Raw genomic sequence first — 23,411 nt, 5'->3', positions numbered from 1 at the left:
TCCTTTTGTTGATTGAAATTTATTGCTTTATGTAGTCAGCAATGAAAGCGATTGTTTTTACTGATCCTACCCTACCACTCACCGATATACATTCACTTTATGAAACCGAGTTAACAAAGCCCCAACCCCAGCCCCGTGATCTGTTGGTGAAAATTGCGGCTATTGCGGTAAACCCCGTGGATAGCAAAATCCGTCAGCGTGAAAAACCTAATGCGCCACGTATTTTAGGTTGGGATGCTTGTGGTGTGGTGGAGTCTGTTGGTTGTGAGGTCACGTTATTTAAACCTGGCGATTGGGTCTATTATGCCGGTTCAATTGATCGGCCAGGATGTTATGCCGAATATGGACTAGTCGATGAGCGCATTGTCGGCCATAAACCAAAATCGTTAACTGCCGTTCAAGCAGCCGCTTTACCATTGACCTCAATTACCGCTTGGGAACTGTTATTTGACCGGTTAGCGGTAGCGGAGAATGGCGCTGCCGGTAGGTCTATATTAATTGTTGGTGCCGCTGGTGGTGTTGGTTCAATGCTGATCCAATTAGCGCGCCAGTTGACAAAGTTGCGCGTTTTAGCCACCGCTTCACGGCCGGAAACACAACAATGGGTCAGTCAGTTAGGTGCACATGCGGTAATTGATCATAAAAAACCGTTTAGCCAGCAACTTGCTGCGTTAGGTATTCAACATGTCGACTATGTGGCTTCATTAACTCACAGTGATGATTATTATCAGCAGGTATTGGATATTCTTATTCCACAAGGAAAATTCGCCTTAATCGATGATCCTAAAACCTTAGATATTATGCCAATGAAACGTAAAGCCCTTTCATTGCATTGGGAATTTATGTTTACGCGGCCGGTTTTTCAAACCAAAGATATGATCAAACAGCATCAATTATTGCAACGCGTGGCCGAATTGATTGATCAAGGGATATTAAAAACTACCATCAGTGAAGAAATGGGTAAAATTAGTGCTGAAAATTTACGACTTGCTCATCAGAGGATAGAGAGTGGTAAGGTCTTGGGCAAGCTGGTATTGGCGGGGTTTTAATTTGCTGATTAGGCGATTGATCTAACTTTAGCGGTGCTGAATTTGCACTTCTTTTTATTATTGACTAATTGTATATGTTGGCGAAGGAAATAAGTGCCGGATGCGCTTTTGTGCTACACAAAAGATAAATATTTTTCATTTCTCTGTAGAAGTTAAAAAAGCTATGAAATATTTAATAACAGGATGTGCCGGTTTTATTGGATTTACTCTATGTCAGCGTTTATTACAAAATAGTCATCAGGTGGTTGGTCTGGATAATCTGAATCACTATTATGATCCTGCTTTAAAAAAAGCCCGCCTTGAACGTTTAACCATTTATTCGCAATTTGAATTTTTGCGGCTGGACATTATTGAGCGTGAAAAAGTGATTGAAGTTATTACCGCTGGCAAATTCGATCGCGTAATTCATCTTGCTGCGCAGGCAGGTGTTCGCTACTCGTTAAAGGATCCTTTTGCTTATGCGGATAGTAATTTAACCGGTTTCTTATCTATATTGGAAGGTTGTTACTATGGTCAAATCCCCCATCTTATCTATGCTTCTTCCAGTTCAGTATATGGTATGAATAATCAATTTCCTTGTTCTACCGATATGTCCGTTGATCATCCCATCTCTCTCTATGCGGCCACTAAAAGAGCCAATGAGTTAATGGCGCATGCTTACTCTCATCTGTATAATTTGCCAACCACCGGATTACGCTTTTTTACTGTTTACGGCCCTTGGGGACGGCCAGATATGGCGTTATTTAAATTCACTAAAGCTATTTTGGAGATGAAGCCAATTGATGTATATAATAATGGCGATCTGAGCCGCGACTTTACTTTTGTGGAAGATATTGTTGCAGGAATATTATCAATTGCTGATATCATTCCACCAAAAAAGACCGACAGATCTTTAACGGTTAACAGTGATGCGCCTTATCGTATTTATAATATTGGTAACGGTCAGCCAATAAAATTATTGGATTTTATTGCCGCCCTCGAGCAGGCATTAGGAAAAAAAGCGATTAAAAATATGCTGCCAATGCAAGCGGGCGATGTCCATACCACTTGGGCTGATACCAAAGATTTATTTTCGTTAACCGGTTATCGGCCACAGATTTCGATTAAAGAAGGGGTAAAAGCGTTTGTTGATTGGTATCGGACTTATTATCGCGTTTAGCCTGGATCCTAAATATTTGAGAGGTTAGTTTTGAAAATTGCTATTGCAGGAACAGGTTATGTTGGCCTGTCCAATGCGATGTTGTTAGCGCAGCATCATGAAGTGGTGGCGTTAGATATTATTGCTGAAAAAGTTGCTATGCTAAATAACAAGCAATCACCGATAGTGGATAAAGAAATTGAAACGTTCCTGGCAGAAAAAGAACTGAATTTTAGGGCAACGACAGATAAACAACAGGCTTACCAGGGGGCAGATTATGTGATTGTTGCTACCCCGACTGATTATGATGCCAAAACCAATTATTTTAATACCTCTTCCGTTGAAGCGGTGATTGATGATGTAAACCACATTAATCCAGCCGCTACCATAGTGATTAAGTCAACCATCCCGGTGGGGTTTGTCGCCCGTTTGCAGCAAGAGAAAGGGTATAAAAATATCATTTTTTCACCGGAATTTTTACGTGAAGGCAGAGCACTATATGACAATCTCTATCCTTCTCGTATTGTGGTAGGAGAACGTTCCGAGCGCGCCAAGATTTTTGCCGATTTGTTATTAGAAGGTGCGCTGAAAAAGGATGTCGCAGTATTGTTTACCGATGCCACCGAGGCGGAAGCGATAAAATTGTTTGCCAATACCTATCTGGCGATGCGGGTTGCCTTTTTTAATGAATTAGATACTTACGCTCATAGTCGCGGACTGGATAGTCGCCAAATTATTGAAGGTGTTTCATTTGACCCGCGCATTGGCAGCCACTATAACAATCCCTCTTTTGGTTATGGTGGTTATTGTTTGCCAAAAGACACTAAGCAGTTACTAGCTAACTATGATGATGTGCCAAACAATTTGATCAATGCGATCGTAGAATCCAATCGAACGCGTAAAGATTACATTGCCGAGACGATCATTAGTCAAAATCCGCAAAAAGTGGGTGTTTATCGCTTAGTGATGAAAGCCGGTTCGGATAATTTCCGCGCCTCTGCGGTACAGGGGGTGATGAAGCGCATTAAAGCGAAAGGAATCGAAGTGGTGGTTTATGAGCCGGTTTTACAACAAAATGAGTTCTTTCATTCCAAAGTGATCACCGATTTGGCCGACTTTAAAGCTCAGTGTGATATTATTTTGGCCAACCGATTGGTACCTGAGCTGGAAGATGTCAAAGATAAAGTTTATACCCGCGATCTATTTGGTCACGATTAATTTTCAGCACTATTCAGGCGTCAACAGATTATTAAATTTGGCGCCTGTTATTATTCTATTCTAAAAAGCAACATTAACCACCAGTGTATCAGTATAGTTACCGCTAGTTGGCGTATTTTGGCCACTAAGAATTTTCGCGACATAATTGTAGGTACGAGTCAGTTGATCAGCACTGACAGTGGTGGAATTGGCACTTGACCACAATTCACTACCACTCGATCCCCAGCGGGTGGTGGTGGTGCCTTGATAAATATCATAACTAATCAAATTACTACCATTTTTCATATTGCGCACATTGTTAACGGCATTGACACCATTATTGATGCCGACATTGTAAAGACTACCTTTAGTGCAGGTGATAGAGATGGTTTGCGATACATTAGGAAAGCTGCTGAGTAATGGCGCAGTACCAAAATTAATGTTAGGGGCTGTGATAGTTGAGCAATCATTGGTTACGATCAAGGTGACGGTAGGCGAGAGGATAGTGCTGCCGGTTTGTTGATTTAAGCAGACATTACCGATACCTAATAGCCCACAAATATTCCAGTTGATGGTCAGATTTAGCGTTACATTATAAGTGCCGGCTGATAAATTTTGGCCGGTGACGGTTTTAAAATAGATCGGAATCGTAAATACGTTGCCGCCTAACAAATTAATTAAATCGGTTGATGAGTAATTGATGGTACTACCAATCGGTGTGGTTGGCGTGCAGTTGGACGCTTTACACATATTAATCGGTTCGAGGTCGGCATTGGCAGTATTTTTCATCGCCGCTTGTGTGCCACTGCTGCTCGATGCACTATTCAGTTTGGCTGAGATAGTATCGGTGGTTAACAAGGAAGCCAGTACTATCCCGCAGGTGACAACCAGATTAGCCGAGGTAGTTTGCACGGTGCTATTGATAACAAAAGAACTCTGACTACCAAATGAAGCATTCTGCATGGTGGCGCTACAAGCGGCCCAAACTGGACTATTAAGCAGGCCGGTCAATAACAACAAACTGGAAACAAATAAACCTTTATTCATGGTAACTCCTGCTGTTGCCAGCTAAAGTGCAAGTCAGTGGGCCATAAGTTTTTAGTTGTTGGTTAGGGTTTGCTGGCAATTGCAAACTAACCTGGCAGCGCTTACCTTCCGGTGTGCGAACCGTGAGCACATTGTTTGGCTCCAATTCTTCCAGATAAACCAACCCATCCCAACCAACATAAGTGTCTGGTTTGCCTGCCCGTGCAACCACGCTGGCTAATGGTATGGCCTTGCCATATTGATCGGTTAGGATCACGCTAGCGGCATGACGGATTTTGATTGGGAAATGCAGCAGATAGCCTCGGCCGCGTTTGACTGCGATCCGTTGTCGTGTGCTATCGGCATAGATATCGGGTGGTAAATTGAGGGTATTGATACGAAAACTGGCTGGGTAATAAGCTGGCACGCTTGGGATCAATAGATAACCCGATTTGCCTGTATTACCATAAGGCTGGTGTTCATAATCAACGGTAATATTGGGATAACCATCGGTGCTAACTAAGACAAAGCCATCATTAATTTTATTTGCTGCTTGAATAGTGCCGTCCATCAGTACCAGTGAGCCAGTTACATTACCCCATTGGCTATAGTTGCCTGATGAACCATAAATTCCGGCCTGCATTTGGACATGGGCGTTGCGCCATCCCAAGGAAGCTTGTTGATAATCATCTTGTGAATCCTGATGGGCGTAGGCCATATTCCAGCTGAATCCGCCATCGCTTGGCATGGCGTGGTTATAGGTGACGCGCTGAATGTTTTGCCCGGCGGCATTGCGTTGTGTATCTAAGGTAATGGCATCCAAAAAGTTGAATGGAATTTGTAATACTAAGGCAAATGACCAGTTATTTTGCGAATAATCACGGCTGGCTGAAGCATAGAGATTGCTATTGCCCCATAAACCTTTACTCCATGAAAAATTGAGCAACCGGTTTTTATCACCATTGAAACTGTCAATATCCAGGTAAGCCAGGCCAATGCTACCAAATTGGTCTAGTGATAATGAGGCGGAATATTGTGAACTACGCCGGCTTAAGCTGAAAATCGGTTGGTTATCGTTGAGATTATTGGGTTGATCGTAAAGTGCCAAATTGCCAAATTGCCAAATTTACGATCCCTTATGGTATGTTGGGTAGCTAAATTAAAACGAGACTGGCTATATTGATAACCCCAATTGATCTGATCACCACGCTGCCCTCGCATTTGGCTGAAGGTATAAGCGCCATTCAGCACACCAAAATTACCCAGTTTGACTAAGCCGCCAAAGCCACCCAGCGCCAGTGAAGAGGCCGCTTCAGCATGTGACTCTAACGTCAGCCAATCAGTCGCGCCGTAACGGTAAGAGCCACTGGCGGCTAGCGGCCCATAGGAGAAGTTTTTAATGCCATAGTCGCGGCGTAGTGCACCGGTAGAAAAGGCGCCATCGGACAGACCCGGTTTAAGTAAGCTACTGGCAACATAAAACGGCAAGGTGGTGGAAACTTGCCGGCCAAGGGCATCGGTGGTGACCAATACCGCTTCACCCGAGCCATTAATATAGGGTATATCGGTGATGGTAAAAGGGCCAGGTTGTAGCTGGTAATTACTGGAACGATAGCCATTGATAAATAGGTCAACGGCAGTTGGCACCGCCGCTTTACCGGCAAAGGTTGGTAATGGAAAGGTAATAATATCTGGCCGAATTGAAAAGTCACGGGAGAGTGACAAGCCGCCCATTCGGACACTACTATTCCAGCTTAAAGCATTACTAATCAAGTCACCAACCGTCCAGCTTAAAATATGGTTTTCATTCTCATTGGTGTAACTGGTGTCGTAACGGGTAAAACCCTGGTTATCGTTATTATTATCGCTACCGGCAATTTGTTGTTTAAATACCCCAGTGCTGGATAGAGTGCCCGCCATACTAAATAAGCGCAATTCATTCCAGACCGAAAGTTGAGTGTGATTATGCTGAGTTCGATTAGCGTAGATATCATAATTAAAAAGTGCTCCCTGGCTACTCAGTCCCTGATAGCGGGGTGGGGCATTGCCAATAATGAGATCTTGTTGCGGTAACCAACTATCTGGCACTTGTAATAACAGGCGTTGTTGCGCACTGTCATATTTGACTTGTACCTCGGCCATGGCACTAACATCCAGTTGTGGCTGACATCCAGTTGTGGCTGGGTTAACCGAGAAGCGGGAAAACCCGCTTTTTGTAAATCAGTGGCAGATAGCCAAAAATGGCCATTGCGTTCATTAACCACCGCAATGATCCCAGTGGCATACTGATTAACCACTAACTCCAATCTATATTGTAAGTTTTGAGGTTTAACTTTGCCGCTCGGCGGTGGCGGCAATTCAGTCCAGCTATTACCCGCCGCTATCGATAGCAACGGCAAAGATAACGTAATCATTAAGGTAAATCGGCTGGTCAATTTAGCCGGCAAGTGGACAGTTTTCATCTTTACTGGTTCAATCCAGCGCTAGATGCTTGCCATAATTGTTTATCAGTATTAATTTGTGCTGTTAATTGTTGTGGGCGGCTAATGGCAGCCGGTAATGGCCAGATATAGCTTGAGCCGGCTAATACATAACCAAACAGGCTATCGGCCAGTACAATGCGTTTTTTGCCTTGTTGTACAGCAACCTTGCTCAAACGGGCATGGATTGGGCCTTGATTGATGATTTTGATCGCCGGCTTACCATTTAATCGGGTCAACTGCCAACTGAGGTATTTTTGATCTAGTTGAATCGGATCGCCTGAATTACGTACATAATTAATACCTTCACCATAAACAAACAGTGGAATGGAATATCGCATCTGCATGTTTAGCCCAAACTTTGGCACTGCTAAATTTTCAGCGGTCAAAATTTCATCAGCTAACAAGCGGTAGGCAACTTCTTTACCGACCGGCACTGGTGCTTGTTTTATCAGGCGGATCAGCTGTTTTTGGCCCGGTTCAATGCGCATAAAAGGCGGACTGGCAACCACCCCTTGCTGATTGCTATAGAGATCTTTGCCATCGACCTGTTGCCAGCCGATCACCCGGATTTGCATAGTGGTGGCTTCGCTGCCCTTATTTTCGATCCAGAATTCAGTGGCATTATCCTTAGCGGTTAATACCGGATCCATTGGCCAAATCATCACATGGTTAGCGGCTTGAGCTGAGGGCGTTAAGAGTAATAAGGTCAAAAACCATAACGTGGAGAAACACCAAACAGTAGGTTGCGAAACATTAATCATAGAGTATTCCTCCCTGATCACCAGGATAATGTTACCGTTAATAGGTCAGTATAGGTGCCAGACGGGTTATTAGCGCCATTAAGTTGTAACACGCCATAGATAGGTATAATAATATTATTGCTATTGCTGTAACTGACGGAGACATTCTGATTGAGCCCGATTGGAATTGTGTGAGCATTATCCGCATACAGTAGGTAAGGCAGTAGGGTCGTAAAACCGCTCTGCTTAACATTGCGGCTGCTAGTGTAGTTATTACCGCCATTAATACTCATGCTGAGTGCGGTACCGGGGGTACAGCCTAAAGTTAACGAGGTATTGGGGGTTAAACTGGCATTAAAATTGCCATTTGCATTACTAGGATGGGTGCCAAAATCAAGAGTACCAAATAGGCTGCCGCCGGATACTACACAGCCATTAGCAATGGTGGCGGCAACCTGAAATGATTGGCTGGTAATGGCATGACTTGGCAGTGCACTAAAAATAACTAACAACACAAAAAAATAGGCTAGATTATTATCAAATAATAGCCATAAACCGTTGTTACCAGACATATTTCATCCTGAAAAAATAATATCAATTAATAAGTTATAGTAATATTAATGGTGTCAGTATAGGTTCCTGCTGTGATACCTGCATTTGTACCATTGCCAATAATTTGACCAAATAAAGTATAGACCTCTGTACCAGCTGTTGGGCTTGAGGCGGGGGGAATAGTGGCACCATTCGCAAGGGCGGCGCCCGGAGTGGGCGTAGTCGCATAAACACTATAGTAAACGCCTTGGTTGGTAACTGATGAGTTAGCATAACGCGGTGGGGTGCCAGCAGTACCAACGACTATACCTGATGGGGCGGTGTTTACACTATTCGTTAGAACGGCAGAAGGAGTATCGTTGGGCGGACACTGTACCGTAAATGTTGGGTTACCACCATTAGTAAGTTGGGTTGTCAGTACACCAAAAGTAGTCGGTTGAGCACCAAAATCCAGTGTTCCCAACGGAATGCCTGAAGTACCAGCTGAACCGTTAATAACACAGGCGTTAGATAGTGTTAGAGTTACACCCACCGTTCCAGTTGCAGTTGCTGCCAAAGCCGAATGAGAGGCCAACAAACAGCCTATAACCGTGATCAAACGTATACCTTTCATTATGGCTCCTTATCTGATAGCGAACATAGTTGTTTAATTATTTGCTAAAATAATTATTGCTATTAATGGCTGACAGTAACTATTGGTTATGGTAATTAAGCGTTATAACAAAAAAGAATTATTTTATTACCATGATTTTTAATTTGAGTATTTAGTAGAAAGTCAAAAATTGCCAATAAAATAAATGTTTTTTTTACGAATTAATTTTTTGCTATAAGAAGTTATTTTTATCTAGTAAATTGAAGTTATTATTTCATTCTGCTAACAAATAGTTATTAATTAATATATTGTGCATTTTTTCTTAAATAAAGGCTGCTAAAATTAAGTCATATTTTTCATTTAATTTATTGAAATAAAAGCAATTTTTAAATTAAAGCCCAAATATTTTGAATTAGTCAGTGAGGCTATAAATAGTTCATTGCGCGCGGCTAGCCGAGGTGGTTTTATATTAGGGAAAAAAGAATTAAATTAAGGGGATAGTTGCAGAAGTAATAGTAAACTAAATATATAGTCGAGTTTTCGTCTCTTTTTTATTATTATAAGAGCTGTATTTTTATTTTATTGCTATTTAATCAGTGAGAATAATTTAAGCCCCAGCTATTTTGCTAAGCTGGGGTGAAAGCCATAATTAAACTCTGTCAGATCTGATTTGAACTGATAAATTATTTAACAGAGGTGAAGCTATATTGCTTCTTGTTAGTTTTATAATCCTTAGCAAGCAAACCTTCATATTCATATATAGATTCAGCGTCAGATTCATAACCTGAATCAGTTCGAGTCGTGTTTAGCTCGCGAGGAGATTGTTCAAACAAGGGTTTATCAGCCATTATTTCATCAAAATCGGATGCTAAATCAGCAGATTGTAATCCTAAATCATCAAACTCTACTTCTGGTTTATTAAACTCAAATTCTACATCATCAAACTGTAATTCTGGCTCATCAAACTCAAATGCTGAGTCAGCAGCATTTAACTCTAAATTATAAAACTTGACACCTGCGGCTTTATTATTAAGAAAATAGTTGATAGCAGCTGGATTTAAATCATCATCAATATATTCACCCGGTTGATTTAATGGTAGCGCCCATAATTCAGCAAGTGTTTGATCACCAATTTTAATCGCACTAAGTTTTTCATTAACTATAGCGCGCTCTTGTTCGCTTAGGTAAGCACTATCCTGTGTTATCACATCATAAACATCCGCTTTAGTTTGTTGCAATATATCGATAAAAAGAGGATCACTTACGCTGGTATATTGATTGAAAAACATCTCTCGCAGATTATTGTAGTCTTTGCTTGCTAATGTATTTTTCAAAAAATTGTTCTCTAATTCGCCTGTGCGGCTAGAAAATACTAGTTGCTTATCATTTTTAAATGCAGCAATAAATTCATTAGATTTGTTGCTGTTTTTAATGCCAAGATAATTATCTTTACTATAAGCACTGTCGTCTAATTTTTCTCGCAAACTATTTTGTTCTTTTTCACTGCCAGCTGAATATCTAATCGTGAAGTTTAATAGTTGCTTGATATCGGGATTTTCCACAGAGAGGGCTTCTTCTAATTTCATACTAATATTTTTAACATGAAAATTAGCTAATTGATCTCTCTCATCAATACTCCTGGTTTTTTCAAACACTTTATCGCAGTTATATAAGATAAAGTCACCAACTTTTAATTGATATCCCCAGTCTTCATTGGCATCTTTCGGGGTAATTTCTAATTTAAATTGATTATGATATTTAGGCAGTGCCATTGTTCTCAGTTCGATAAATTTTTCCAACCGATTTGATTCCGGATTAGAAACAGCGCTATTCTTTACATCTTGGATAGCGTCAAACAGTTGTTCTATTTTTTGACGTTTGACGCCGCCCTTAAACCAATCGATTATCGAATCAATAAAATCGGATACGTTTTTTATTTTGGTTGCTTCATTTAAGCTATTAGCCCCCAATATCTGATTAAACTTGTTATCACTAATAGTTAGTGGTGTTGTTATAGAAGAAAAACTTATTGCCATAATATCCTCAGAAGTCAGTAAAACCTTAGTTTTGGTTATTTAATACAATCAGAAAAATATAGGAATAAAACGCTTAACCCATTCTAAATAGTAAAGCTCTTATCTATTATAAAATTAAATTAAATTTTTATATTTGATTATTGGTGACTGTATTCATTGTATTGTTAAATTAAACTAATATATTGAAAGTGTTTTTTAAATAAAAATATTTTTTTGCTATCTTTGCTGCTTGTTAATGTAAAATATATTTATTAGTAAAATAAAAAATAGGTTTTTAATTATCTTTGTTAACTTTTATCAGGTTAAATTGTTGTTGTTTAAGAATATCATTTACTACTATTAGATTTTTATTTAAATTATTCACTAAATGGGTTTAATGCCTCGTTATAATTTTGATTTTTTGTAACTGAAGGCGTTAATGTATTAACAGTATTGGGTGTTTGTGAGTTATTTTTTCTACTAGCGATTAATTTTTTTGATGATTCTTTTTTATCTTCAACAAGTTGCACTATTTCTGTAACGCCATGCTTGATATTTTCTAAAAATGCCACTTTCTCTTTTTGATTGAGATCTTGCGTAAGGGTATTAATTTTACATGTTGGACAAAGGGATTTTATTATATTTTCAATACATACCCTATTAGCCGGTATAGTTTCTAATTTAGTTATTAATTTTTCATAAAATTCTTTTATTAATTCATTTTTTTCTTCACGACTATAAATTTTAGTTTTAGATGTTAAATTTAATTTAACATATCTTATATTGGTATCGTAATAAATATTTCTGTCATCACCACTGGCGGGGCTTAATAAGAAAACTTGCTTAGAAGGCGAGACAATACCTAATATTAAATGTTTTTTATTAGTTAAGTTATTTTTTTTATCAATAAAAACTAAGCTAGTATATCCTTCTTGATAAATTTCTCTTAATTTAGCACCTATACTTTTTTGGTTATATATTATTGGTTCATTAGGCGTATTTATTTTTAAGATAACTTCATTATGTTTTTGATTATTTATTTTATCATCTGTTTTTTGTTTTATGTGTCTGGCGATAGTTAAAATAGATTCATCTTTATAGGTATAATCATGTTCATGTTGCAGAATATCACTAACTAAAAGATTTTTTATTTCCTCGAAGGTCTTATTAACATAACATTTACTTTCATTATATTTACCCAAATGAAGAATAATCGCTTTTTTATATTCGATAATCGTTTCGTATCTATTTTCGTTATTTGAAAATCTTTGTGTTAATTTTAACCTTTCGCCCTTAGGTAAAGAAATTAATATTACTTTTTCTTCAGATTGCTGGTTTTCAATACTATTGAGAGAAGATAGTAAGTTTTTAGTTATGGTAATACATTCTGATCTCACTTTTTCTTTTCTATGATCTTCAATTAAATTTATTACAATATGACTAATTCCTAATGTTATTATGGATAATAATAATTTTCCTTTATCACTAAAATTGACATAATTTTCAGGCGCATTAATAATATTATTTATAATGCTAGGATTATTATTATTGATAAGTTTTATTTCAGTATTTAATTCAGTAGATAAAGCGCGATCAATAATCATAATTATTACCTACAGTGATATGACTATAGGATATTAACAATATTTATTATCAGAGATCAATAAAATATATATAATGATTAAATATATAGACAAATTAACTATATTTTTAGAATATTTAGAGATATGTTTGAATAAACAAGATGATCTTCAAAATATTTCTATAAATATTCGCTATTTTCATAGTATTTAAATTTTATTTCTCATGTTGTGGGTGAGAAAAACGTTTCAATATCAGTAAAAATTTCATCCCACTCTTGCTGATCAATATTCATAAATCCAAAAGCACGTAAAATAAATGCCCCCTCTGTGGCGAAAAAAATAAGTCGAGCACGTTTCCCTGCTTCTGTTGAAGTATCTAACTTAGCAATACGATCGCGATACCACTCACGAGTACTATTAAGATATTCTGGTGTTTGCAATAATGCCGCCATTAAACCTGCGCCTTTGGTATTAGAAGTTTGCTCAAAATGGTAGGTCGCTTTTATGTGCGCTATTACTCGGTTTTCGGCTGAACTATCCTGCGCAATTTGCTGAAAAAATATTTCATCGTAAGCTTTTTCCCAGCGCTCAAACATTGCATCAATCAAGGCTTCTTTATTGCCGAAACAATACTGAACCCCACCTTTAGAAATTCCCATTGCTTTTGCCACTGCATCGATTGTCAGTGCGGTGACACCTTGTTGATGAACAATATTTTCGGCTACATCTAATACTTTATCTCTGTCTATACTTCTTTGGCGCCCCATTAAATAAAACCTCTTTTAAAATACATACGTATGGATTAATATCGTAACCTAAACTTTAACATTATGGTAGATGAACATACTACATAATTTTTTTCTAAATAGAGATTCTTATGGTTAATACTGATGATAATCGAAGGTGGATTGCGCTCCTTTTAATTTCAAGTGCTCTTTTTTTAATTGTCATTGATATGACAGTGCTTTATACAGCATTGCCTACTTTAACCCATGAACTCCATGCCAACGCATCTGAGAAATTGTGGATTATCAATGCTTATCCGCTGGTGGTGGCCGGATTATTGCCTGCCGCGGGAATGTTAAGTGACCGCATTGGCCATAAAAAAATGTTGATCACCGGTTTACCTCTTTTTGCATTAGCGTCACTTTGTGCTGCATTTTCGCCTAATCCAGAAAGTTTGATTGCTGCGAGAGTTTTTTTAGCTGTTGGTGCCGCGATGATGATGCCAGCAACCTTATCAATTGTTCGCCATATTTTTACCGAGCCTCAGGAACGCTCACTAGCGATTGGTATTTGGTCAGCGGTTGCTGCTGGTGGTGCTGCAGTCGGCCCTTTAGTGGGTGGCTTATTACTGGAATATTTTTGGTGGGGATCGGTATTTTTAATTAATGTGCCTGTTGTTATGCTGGTACTGCCCTTTTCAGTCAGTTTGATCCCAAGTTGTGGTGGAACCAACAAGCGTGCTATTGATTTTTTAGGCTCAGTATTAATCTTAGTCGGTTTAGTTGGGCTAATTTATGCATTAAAAGAGTTAAGTAAACCTTCTTTTTCTTTGGTTGAGTTTTCTGCTGCTGCCTTTATTGGTGTCATCTTTATGCTGTTTTTTGTATTGCGCCAGCGCAAACAATCTCAACCGATGCTTGATTTTTCTTTATTTAGTAACCGTTTGTTTTCAGCGGGGGTAATCATTGCTGTTATTACCATGAGTGTAATTGTTGGCATTGAATTAGTTTTAAGTCAACGTTTACAGTTAGTACTTGGATTCACGCCTTTACAAGCCGCACTTTGTATCCTTCCCATTCCCATCGGATCCGTACTTGCATCACCATTAGCCGGTTTACTGTTACCCCGTTTTGGCGAGAGATTAACGGCAGTAGTAGGTTTTATGTTAACGCTGATTGGGGTAATGGGGATGGTGTTGTTTTATCAGAGCCATCTTATTTTGTTGTTAATTAATTTATTCATGATTGGTATTGGCATGGGAATGGTATTTACCACGGCTTCTACCACAATTATGCTCAATGCGCCGGATGAAAAGTCAGGTATGGCCGCTTCTATCGAAGACGTTGCTTATGAATTGGGTAGTGTATTAGGTGTTACAATACTGGGTGGAATGATGACGGCGATTTATAGTAGTAAGCTTTTTGTTCCCGCGCAAGTCACCATGGATACGCGCGTTTATGACAGTATTGATGAAGCACTAAGCGTGGCATCAACGTTGGATAAACAACAAGCTCAGGTATTGATAATGGAAGCAAGCAAAGCATTTGACACTTCTTTTGTTATGGTTCTTATGACGATTATTTGCTTATTGCTAGCTAGCATTGTGATTTTACAGCGTATGTTGCGCCCTTTAATCAAAAAATCATAATGAGGAGATGATTTTCTGTGCAGTTTTAGATTTCGCAATTAGTTTCAGTGATTGTTTTTTATGAAGCCAGTTGTTGGTGTTTTTTTGTCTCAGGGAAAGTAAATTGATCCTAATGTTTTATTACTGAAATTATAACTGGTTAGAGGTAAATTGGATATGGAGCTAGAGGCATTGCAGTTTTTTAAAAATTTATCTGATGAAACAAGATTTAGGATCCTAGTACTGCTCCGAGAAATGGGGGAGCTATGTGTTTATCATCTTTGTATTGCACTTGAGCAACCCCAAACTAAAATATCTCGTCATTTAGCAATGTTAAAAAAGGGTGGGTTGCTACAAAATCGTAAAGAAGGAAAATGGGTTTTTTATCGACTTTCTTCTCAGGCTTCTCCATGGGTTATGCAAATTATTGAGTCTATATGGTCAAATCAATACCAACTAATCAACTCAATGATCAATAAATTGATCCTAGTAGAGTTACCTGCCCGGAGTATTAATTTCCCGCTCTCCAATATAACGCGATAGCGAGTAATGTGAGCAACCTTCTATTTGTCTATTTGTTACTAATCAGAATAACTTAGTATTCTGATTAGTCATTTTTTAAATAATTTTTAATTTTGTTAGACATTGTAAAGTCAGTGATTCACGTTTTGACACGGTTTTATCATTTGAGATTGCGATATTTAGAGCAAAAGTTTTTTTATTGCCATTAGCGTTTTCCACCCATCCTACATACCAGCCAATACGCTCTCCATTGATATTCGCTAAGCCACTTTTAGCGTAAATTTTAATATTAGCTGTCTGTTTAATAAGTAGCATAGTGGCGACTTTATTTTGAATGGTTTTATCAATGGGTAATTGTTTGGTAGCTAACTTGTAAATAAATTGTGCCTGTTCTGTTGGGCTAATTTTTAATGGGCCATCTAACCAAAATTTGGTGACATCATTACCTATTTTACTATTACCGTAGTGCAGACGATAAAGTTCTTTTTTCATTATTGCTAGACCAGTACGTTTTGCAATTTCCTGATAGATAGGAACAGCGGATAATTTCATTGCTTCTTGCATACTCATATCTTTATTCCAGCTACTAAGATATCTGGGCTGGCCGTCCCATTTAAAAACTTCATTAACGGTTACTTTTTGATTTTTTAAAGCAATTAAGGCATTAACAATTTTAAATGTTGATGCGGGAACATATTGTATTGCTGCACGTTTTGTGTCGTTACCATAATTGTTAATTGATTTACCATCATATATCGTTAATACACCACGTATATGCTGCTGCTGAAAAATTTTCTTTATTTCGCTAACAACATGACTTTCTGCTGTTTTTTTCAGCGGCTTGGTCATGTTTTTATCATCATTAGAAATGATACTTGCCTGAGTAGTAATTGGTAAAAATAGTAGAATAATAACAATTAGCTTTTTATTCATATTTGTATTCTTTAAATAATTTATACAGCAGACATTATCATACTTTTGTCAGGGTTAGTACTAAACATAAGACTCGTTTTTATTTATTGTTAACAACGTTGCTTTTTACTATTTATTCATTACCACTCAAGTATTAAGTAAAAAACAGAGAAAAAATCATGTGACTCCCTATCAAACCGATAACATCGAACAACTAAAGAAATGCTTGTCAACCACTGGTGATCATGCTGAAAATTAGTCGTGGTCAGGTATTGTTGTTAATGCAGCTAAAGGCCCGTTGAATTTTTGATTAACAAAAAATAAGAACATGGCGATTGAATCAGCATTATTAAGTATTGTCTCTGCTTTAAGATAGCTACAGCGACTATTAAATACACTAAAAATAGTATTTTCATAGTCAGGCCCATTAACAAGAAAGTCATTTTTTCTGTAATTTATCGTTTGCATTCTAGTAAGAACATCGATTTTGCCTGCAAAAGAATCAAAACCGACCGCTCCGATTTTAGAGGGCGGGGGAACGCTTACAATATACCAAAAATCTTTAGTTTTTAGCGAAATATGTGATAATTCGTGAATAAAATTCCAGGCGATAGCATTGGAATATTCATGTACTGCTGATTTGGTCATAAAGATACAGAATTCTGGATCGTTCTCATAAATCCAGGCCACTTTTTGATTATCTTTTTTGTTCTCTTTAACACTAATTATCTTATCCGGTGAATAACGATTAACGAATGCTGAAAATTTTTTGATATATATTTTGACCAAATTAATAATAGATTCATCGGTAGCAGGATTAGGATAATTTATATCTCTAAAATAGCTAACAATTTCTTGTTGAATGGCTTGTTTCTCTAGTGTCGATAGTTTATTACTAAATAGATTGTTAACAAAGTTAACGCCTTCTTTTACTTTTAAAAATGCTAATTCTAATTTTTGTCCAAACATCGGATCTAAAATTTTAATATTATTTAAACCAATCGCTTCAATACTTTCATCGATTAGATCTATTTTTTTTAAGTGCGCTAATAGTTGTTGCGTTTTTTTTTCTTGCTGTCGTATCTCTTGCTTAATTTGGGGTTCGGCTATTTTAATTAGATTTTCTGTTGTTGAACGGTCAACTTGTGTAACGCTCTCGATTGGTATTAGTTTACTGGATGTTCGTTGTAATTTTTTTATGATTACGGGAATTGCCGGTTTTTCTGCAATTAATTTAGCTTTACCTACGATTATTGTTTTATCTGACAAGGCTAAATTGCTAGCCGTATTAGATACTGATTCGACATTCTGTAGAAAAGATCCTTTTCTATTAATATCTTTAATGTCGTCTTCTTTTTTATAGTAACAATAGACATCCATGCTAGATGAAGGACTATTTTTTGTACTAGTTACAGTATTATAGGATGATAGCATAAGTTATTTTTTACAAATCAAAATATATTCTATAGTAATATTTATTTTTAAATAAAACCTACCGTTAAGTTAAATAATCTGTTGTAAATTATTTAGTTAATATCGCTAGATTAGCAAAATTTAACACTAATTTTTAGTTGGTTGTTTAAGTGATTTTTGATAGACAGATTATGATTATATTCTGTTAAATCTAGATATGATTGAATTGAAGCCAATAAAAATCGACGGTGTTGAGAGGGGAATAAATTGGAAAAATAAGGCCAGATGTTGACCTTATTACAGGCGCAAATAAATATTACTTAACTAATTTAACCGCCTCACGGGTAAGTTGGCCAATGGTAGCCCAATCTTTAGCTTTTATTAATTTATTATCCACCATCCATGAACCTCCACAAGCAACCACTTGTGGCAAAGCAAGATAATGGCGAATATTTTCTGGGCTGATCCCACCGGTTGGCATAATTTCTAATTGCGGGTAGGGGGCGAGTAGTGCTTTGAGCATAGATAAACCACCAGAGGGTTCTGCAGGGAAGAATTTAACAAGATTAATACCAAGTTGCATAGCTTGCTCAATTTGAGTTGGATTATTTATACCAGGAATAATAGGTATGTCTAATTCATGACATCCCTTTACCGTATCTGGGTTTAAACCAGGTGAAACGATAAAATCAGCGCCAACAGCTTCTGCTTGTCTAATTTGTTCTCGGTTAATAATAGTGCCGGCACCAATCAAAATTTTGTTCGGCATCGCTTCTTTAAGTATTTTGATTGCATCTGCTGCTGCTGGCGTACGGAACGTAATTTCTGCTACTGATAATCCGTTTTTTACTAATGTTTTGCCTAAAGGAACTATATCTTGTGCTCGTTCAATGGTAATAACCGGAATGATCCTAAATTGTCGTAATTTATCTATCAGTGTGAGCATAATCAATTTTCCTTTAGTCGTGAAATTGGCGAGTAATACTTTTTGTTACTGAAGTGGAATGATAGCACTTTTATGTTAAATAACGATATTTGCTAGTAACTGAATCATTAGCTTATTTTTAATACCGATTTGACCATTTTCATAGGAGAGATGAGGTAATTATTTAACAAAATTAATAGCTGGCAAGAATGAATAATCGTGTTATTTAAATAGAACGTTAATTTATTTTTTTATTAATCTCTCTATTTATATCTTTTAATTATAAGGAATAGCTAAAAAATTACTTTAATGCATTATTTATTAATGATTGTAATTATTTATTATTATTTTATATAAAATAATAATGCTAGATATGTTTATAAAAATTCATTGGTGAAATCGTATAACAATCTATTATTCCTTCATATCCTTGATTAATGAAATTTAGTTATATGCATAAATATTTTTATATACTAAATTGCAGAAGAATTAAAAATTATACCAAAGTTTAGTTATTTTTTTCTAAAAAATAGAAAAACAAACGATATATGTTGTGTTTTATTGTCATATGAATAAATTAATATTTTTTGTGATCAAATTCAGCATAAAATTTCAATTATTTGTTCTTTTTATCTTAAATCATTCTAAAGTAGGATTGGAATAAAAAATTCATTTAATCAGTTAGATAAAATATCTGCCAATTCACACTATAAGCAGTAATTAATTCGAGTAATATTTTTTGATTCAGTTACTTTCATTATTATAAGTCTAAATCAATTTGCTAATGATTAAATTATTTATTAAATATAAAAACACTTTTATCTACCGATTAGTTAAATAAAATATTTACTTTGATATAAATCACAAAAAATAAAATATAACTTTACCTTTCTTGTAAGTTAGATAGAGGCATCTAATATCAATTCAGGTTAATGTTATTTCTTATTAACCTTTTTCATTATGCTAATAAAATAAATTCTATTTTATTGGCTTATTCATTTATTTTTTTGGAGTTAATTATGTTTAAGAAAATACTCCCGTTATTGCTATTATCTGCGACTTTATTTTCGTCGCATATATTAGCTGCGACTAATTCAGCAGGTGGGATAATTTCAGTTGCTGGTGCTATAAGTGATACTACTTGTAAAATTAATGGAGGTGATAGTGCAAACTTTACTATCTTATTAGATCCCATTTCTGTTTCTGATGCCGGAACAACAGCATATACTGTTGTTGCAAAAAATCAGAAAGCATTTAAATTAACTTTTTCTGATTGTGCACCTGCTGGCAGCTCAGGTAGCAATTTAAAATTTAATTTTTCATCACCAAGTAGTATCTCGACGGATGGTCAATATTTGGTGAATGATACTGTTGATGAAAATAATCCTAATGTAGCAAAAAATGTCGGATTTAGTTTGTCTGCACCAAATGCTAAAACGACCGCTATTCCATTAAATACCCCTTATGATACAGGCTTAAAAGGAGATAAAACAGCACCGCAAGCTGATGAGTTAACGTTCGTCGTTAGTTATTACAAAACGCGAGCAGAACCGGCTAAAGCGGGTCCATTGCATGCAAATTTAATTTATACCATCTCTTATTTGTAAATAACATTAACCAGGCTCTTTTTGAGTCTGGTTTTTAACGGACTATTTATTATGAAAAAATTTTTGTTATTTATTATATTAATTATTTCTTCTAAAAATATATTAGCCAATATTGTGCTGCAAGGAACTCGGATCATTTATTATGAAGGGAAAGGCAATGTTACAGTACAATTAACAAATCATGGAAAGCTACCGGCATTAGTACAATCATGGGTTGATGATGGAAATATAAATTCTACTCCAGAAAAGAGTCATTCTCCGTTTTATGTTTTTCCACCTATTGTAAAAATAGCGGGACTTAAAGGGCAACAATTAAAAATAAAAATGATATCGCATAATTTACCTAAAAATAGAGAGAGTGTTTTTTATTTAAATATTCTTGATATACCACCATATCCAGAAAATACGCAAGGTAAAAGCGTTTTACAATTGGCAATTAAATCAAGAGTTAAATTATTTTATCGGCCAAAGGGGTTGATTACTCCTCCGGCAGAGGTATATAAAAAGATAAGTTATAAGTTAGAGGATAATAGCATTGTAGTGACAAATGATTCTAAATATTATTTCACGATAGCAAAAATAACGAATATTAATGAGACAAAAAAAAATCTGACAAAATCGAAGATGATCCCTCCGTTATCAAGCTTTAAATTTCCGCTAAAAAATAAGGTTAAGCATAATAAAATAATCGTAACTTATGTTGATGATTTTGGTGTTTATAAAACAAAAAATATTAACCTTAAATATTAATCTTAAATAAGAAGATAAATCGTGAAAAAAATATATTATCTTTATAGTAGTCTAATTTTATTAGGCATATTGGATTATATGCCCGAGTTATTTGCAGAGGAATTTGATACCACTTTGCTAGTAGGAAAATCAGCTCAAGGAGATATATCTCGTTTTTATCAAAATAGTGAAATCCCGCCAGGTAAACAATTGGTCGATATTTATGTTAATGATGATTGGAAAGGACAATTTGAAGTTAATATTGGCGAAAAAAATCAAAATATCTCTATTGATGCTAAAGATGCTAATAAATTAGGTATAAAACTTTCACCTCAGACAAAACAGATGATTGAGCAAAAGACAACTATTTCGTTAGATAATTTGGTCAATGATATCAACTATTATTTAGATGTTAATCAGTTAGCACTAAATATTTCAGTCCCGCAAATTTCGTTAGTTAAATCGGAGATAGGTTATGTTGATCCAGCGAAATGGGACTATGGTGTACCGGCAATTATTCTCTCTTATAATACTAATTATTATAACTATCGGGAGAAAAAAAATAACAAACAGCGTAATGAAGCTTTTTTTGCTAATTTAAATAGCGGAATTAATATAGGTGCCTGGCAGTTTCGAGATGAGTCAAGTTATTCTTATTATTCCAGCGGTGATCATAAATGGCAAAATAATACCCGCTACTTACGCCGTTCTTTTAGTGCGATATCTTCTAATTTAATGTTAGGTGATTTCTACTCCCCCTCTACCTTGTTTACTAGTATTCGTTTTAGGGGTGGCGCATTAACAACAGAAATGAATATGCTACCTAACTCTAGCCAGGAATTTACGCCGGTTGTCAGAGGGGTTGCCCAAACTAATGCGTTAGTAAAAGTATATCAGAATGGTAATCTAATTTATCAAGAAACTGTTCCACCAGGCGCGTTCGAGTTTAGTGATCTACGTGCTGCGGGAGGAGCAGGCGATCTTTCGGTTATTGTGCAGGAAGCCGATGGTCGTCAAGACTCTTTTACGGTGCCATTTTCAGCCGTACCTAATATGATGAAAGCGGGTGTATATGCTTACAATATTTTGGCTGGACAATCAAAAATGGCAAATACCCATTTCCAACCTAAATTTGCTCAAGCTGAAGCCTATTATGGTATCAATAATTTAGTCACCGTTTATGCCGGCTTTATTGGTAGCCGTGATTATAATGCTATTTTACTTGGCAGTGGCTGGAATTTTCCGTTTGGTGCTGTTTCAATTGATGCGACTCATGCGGCAGCTTATTTAGATACCGAAACCAAACGAGGGCAAAGTTTTCGCTTGGCTTATAGCAAGTTTTTGTCAACTACCGCTACCAATCTGACTATAGCGGCTTATCGTTATTCTACAGGAGATTATTATAGTTTTATTGATTCCATTTATGCCCATGATAATTATCAAGCATGGCTTAAGTATCAAGCGACAATTAAAAATAACCTTAATGATAAAAATCAAAATAATCCTTCAGATTTAGATTTGGCAACTTTTGATGCTATGCGGGGGGCCCGCGCCAGAAACACATTTAATTTAAATTTAAATCAGCATTTGGGAAAAGATAATGGGGTTATTTTTCTGGCTGGTACGCTGAGAAACTATTGGAATGTTGATGGTACCAGTCGAGAGTATCAAATAGGTTACTCAAATAGTTATAAAAATATTACCTATAACTTATCCGTGTCACGGGTAAGAAATACCGATCAAAAAGAAGAAACCCGTTATTACTTGAGTGCCAGTATTCCTATTAATCTATTTAGTCGGAATGCTTATCTCAACTCTGGTATTTACATGACAAATACCAACTATCAACAAGCCAATATCAGTATCAGTGGTACAGCGGGTAAATATAATTTAATCGATTATACCTTAACCGCTTCAAATCAGACTGGTGGGAATAATTTAATTAGTGGCAGTCTAAATTATCGCAACCCTTATAGTACAGTTGGTGCTTCATATAGTGAGGCTAATAATTATCGACAGTCAGGTTTGAATGCCAGAGGAACCATCGTGGCATTTCCTTACCATATTCTTACCTCTGGTGAAACAGCGAATACATTAACGGTAATTGAAGCCCCAATGGCTGAGAATTTAACGGTTAATAATAATCGAGCGGTGCTTACCAATAAACGGGGATTAGCATTAGTAACCAATGCTACACCATATCGTACAAATGTTTATACCCTTTCTCATACCAATCAAACCTCAGGTGCAGAGATTACTGACAATGTAGCGCATGTGATCCCTTATGACGGAGCGGTTAGTCATATCAAATTGGAAACCGATCAGCGAAAAACTTATATGTTAAAGGCGACTTTTGCCGACGGTAGCCATTTACCTTTTGGTACAGAAGTTACCGATAGTCAGGGGGAATTTGTTGGTCATGTTGGGCAGTCAAGTGTGCTTTATATAAAAAGTGATCAATTACCGCCATCACTGAATGTGAAATTGAATATTGACGGTAAAACAGAATGTATCATCCAGCAACCTGTTGATACCTTAAACCTCAAGCGTAATATTTGCCAATAGTCGGGAAAAT

General features: G+C 36.5%; 21 protein-coding genes. 8 read left to right on the top strand and 13 right to left on the bottom strand.

The genetic code is table 11. The features are described 5' to 3' along the window. Window positions 1-41 precede the first annotated feature (41 nt). From QE177_RS14295 to QE177_RS14285, 3 genes are all read left to right on the top strand, one after another. Complete coding sequence (locus QE177_RS14295; RefSeq protein WP_280550670.1) at window positions 42-1,049, top strand: zinc-binding alcohol dehydrogenase family protein; 1,008 nt, start codon at window positions 42-44, stop codon at window positions 1,047-1,049. Window positions 1,050-1,212: 163 nt separating this feature from the next. Next, entirely contained in the window at window positions 1,213-2,208 is a 996-nt protein-coding gene (locus tag QE177_RS14290; RefSeq protein WP_280550668.1) for an NAD-dependent epimerase, read from the top strand. A gap of 30 nt (window positions 2,209-2,238) precedes the next feature. Beyond that, window positions 2,239-3,405 carry a nucleotide sugar dehydrogenase gene (locus QE177_RS14285; protein ID WP_280550666.1) on the top strand — a complete coding sequence of 389 codons (1,167 nt, stop codon included), beginning with the start codon at window positions 2,239-2,241 and terminating at the stop codon, window positions 3,403-3,405. A 60-nt stretch (window positions 3,406-3,465) separates the two neighbouring features. On the opposite strand, the gene QE177_RS14280 is transcribed toward QE177_RS14285, so the two are convergent. The 10 genes from QE177_RS14280 to QE177_RS14235 all read right to left on the bottom strand — a co-directional run bounded on the left by QE177_RS14280 (window position 3,466) and on the right by QE177_RS14235 (window position 13,142). Beyond that, window positions 3,466-4,431 carry a spore coat protein U domain-containing protein gene (locus QE177_RS14280; protein WP_280550665.1) on the bottom strand — a complete coding sequence of 322 codons (966 nt, stop codon included), beginning with the start codon at window positions 4,429-4,431 and terminating at the stop codon, window positions 3,466-3,468. After that, window positions 4,424-5,518: a fimbria/pilus outer membrane usher protein gene (locus QE177_RS14275; protein WP_280550664.1), complete on the bottom strand. Its 1,095-nt coding sequence runs from the start codon at window positions 5,516-5,518 to the stop codon at window positions 4,424-4,426. The genes QE177_RS14280 and QE177_RS14275 overlap by 8 nt, the downstream gene beginning before the upstream one ends. Further along, window positions 5,461-6,144 carry a fimbria/pilus outer membrane usher protein gene (locus QE177_RS14270; protein WP_280552296.1) on the bottom strand — a complete coding sequence of 228 codons (684 nt, stop codon included), beginning with the start codon at window positions 6,142-6,144 and terminating at the stop codon, window positions 5,461-5,463. The genes QE177_RS14275 and QE177_RS14270 overlap by 58 nt, the downstream gene beginning before the upstream one ends. Before the next feature lie 284 nt (window positions 6,145-6,428). After that, the gene (locus QE177_RS14265) at window positions 6,429-6,872 is read right to left on the bottom strand and encodes a hypothetical protein (protein ID WP_280550663.1); all 444 of its coding nucleotides are present in this window, start codon (window positions 6,870-6,872) and stop codon (window positions 6,429-6,431) included. Window positions 6,873-6,874: 2 nt separating this feature from the next. Beyond that, a complete protein-coding gene (locus QE177_RS14260; RefSeq protein ID WP_280550661.1) occupies window positions 6,875-7,654 on the bottom strand; it encodes a molecular chaperone in 780 nt (259 codons plus the stop codon). Window positions 7,655-7,671: 17 nt separating this feature from the next. After that, a complete protein-coding gene (locus QE177_RS14255) occupies window positions 7,672-8,205 on the bottom strand; it encodes a spore coat U domain-containing protein (protein ID WP_280550659.1) in 534 nt (177 codons plus the stop codon). A gap of 26 nt (window positions 8,206-8,231) precedes the next feature. After that, window positions 8,232-8,798, bottom strand: a complete 567-nt coding sequence (locus tag QE177_RS14250) for a spore coat protein U domain-containing protein (protein WP_280550657.1) — start codon at window positions 8,796-8,798, stop codon at window positions 8,232-8,234. Between the two features lie 662 nt (window positions 8,799-9,460). Further along, window positions 9,461-10,576: a hypothetical protein gene (locus QE177_RS14245; RefSeq protein ID WP_280550656.1), complete on the bottom strand. Its 1,116-nt coding sequence runs from the start codon at window positions 10,574-10,576 to the stop codon at window positions 9,461-9,463. Between the two features lie 593 nt (window positions 10,577-11,169). Then, window positions 11,170-12,396, bottom strand: coding sequence for a hypothetical protein (locus QE177_RS14240; RefSeq protein ID WP_280550654.1), 1,227 nt, complete (start codon window positions 12,394-12,396; stop codon window positions 11,170-11,172). A gap of 200 nt (window positions 12,397-12,596) precedes the next feature. Beyond that, a complete protein-coding gene (locus QE177_RS14235; protein ID WP_280550652.1) occupies window positions 12,597-13,142 on the bottom strand; it encodes a TetR/AcrR family transcriptional regulator in 546 nt (181 codons plus the stop codon). 110 nt (window positions 13,143-13,252) lie between these two features. On the opposite strand from QE177_RS14235, the gene QE177_RS14230 reads away from it, so the two are divergent. Both QE177_RS14230 and QE177_RS14225 read left to right on the top strand, forming a co-directional pair. Then, on the top strand, window positions 13,253-14,749 hold the full coding sequence (locus QE177_RS14230) for an MFS transporter (RefSeq protein WP_280550650.1): 1,497 nt from the start codon (window positions 13,253-13,255) through the stop codon (window positions 14,747-14,749). Window positions 14,750-14,905: 156 nt separating this feature from the next. Beyond that, window positions 14,906-15,271 carry a metalloregulator ArsR/SmtB family transcription factor gene (locus tag QE177_RS14225; protein ID WP_280550648.1) on the top strand — a complete coding sequence of 122 codons (366 nt, stop codon included), beginning with the start codon at window positions 14,906-14,908 and terminating at the stop codon, window positions 15,269-15,271. A gap of 75 nt (window positions 15,272-15,346) precedes the next feature. Here the strand turns inward: QE177_RS14225 and blaOXA are convergent, their stop codons facing one another. The 3 genes from blaOXA to QE177_RS14210 all read right to left on the bottom strand — a co-directional run bounded on the left by blaOXA (window position 15,347) and on the right by QE177_RS14210 (window position 18,521). Next, window positions 15,347-16,183, bottom strand: a complete 837-nt coding sequence (blaOXA, locus tag QE177_RS14220) for a class D beta-lactamase (RefSeq protein ID WP_280550646.1) — start codon at window positions 16,181-16,183, stop codon at window positions 15,347-15,349. A gap of 234 nt (window positions 16,184-16,417) precedes the next feature. Next, complete coding sequence (locus QE177_RS14215; protein WP_280550643.1) at window positions 16,418-17,596, bottom strand: hypothetical protein; 1,179 nt, start codon at window positions 17,594-17,596, stop codon at window positions 16,418-16,420. A 295-nt stretch (window positions 17,597-17,891) separates the two neighbouring features. After that, window positions 17,892-18,521, bottom strand: coding sequence for a bifunctional 4-hydroxy-2-oxoglutarate aldolase/2-dehydro-3-deoxy-phosphogluconate aldolase (locus tag QE177_RS14210; RefSeq protein ID WP_280550639.1), 630 nt, complete (start codon window positions 18,519-18,521; stop codon window positions 17,892-17,894). Between the two features lie 998 nt (window positions 18,522-19,519). Between QE177_RS14210 and QE177_RS14205 the strand changes: the two genes are divergently transcribed. The 3 genes from QE177_RS14205 to QE177_RS14195 are packed head-to-tail and all read left to right on the top strand — an operon-like array spanning window position 19,520 to window position 23,401. Then, window positions 19,520-20,107, top strand: a complete 588-nt coding sequence (locus QE177_RS14205) for a fimbrial protein (protein WP_280550636.1) — start codon at window positions 19,520-19,522, stop codon at window positions 20,105-20,107. Between the two features lie 51 nt (window positions 20,108-20,158). Then, on the top strand, window positions 20,159-20,857 hold the full coding sequence (locus tag QE177_RS14200; protein WP_280550633.1) for a molecular chaperone: 699 nt from the start codon (window positions 20,159-20,161) through the stop codon (window positions 20,855-20,857). 21 nt (window positions 20,858-20,878) lie between these two features. Then, on the top strand, window positions 20,879-23,401 hold the full coding sequence (locus QE177_RS14195; protein ID WP_280550631.1) for a fimbria/pilus outer membrane usher protein: 2,523 nt from the start codon (window positions 20,879-20,881) through the stop codon (window positions 23,399-23,401). The last annotated feature ends 10 nt before the right edge of the window (window positions 23,402-23,411 follow it).

Origin of the sequence: Arsenophonus sp. aPb, assembly GCF_029873475.1 — a bacterium.
Lineage (GTDB): Bacteria > Pseudomonadota > Gammaproteobacteria > Enterobacterales > Enterobacteriaceae > Arsenophonus.
This window is presented reverse-complemented; position numbering and strand designations above follow the sequence as displayed.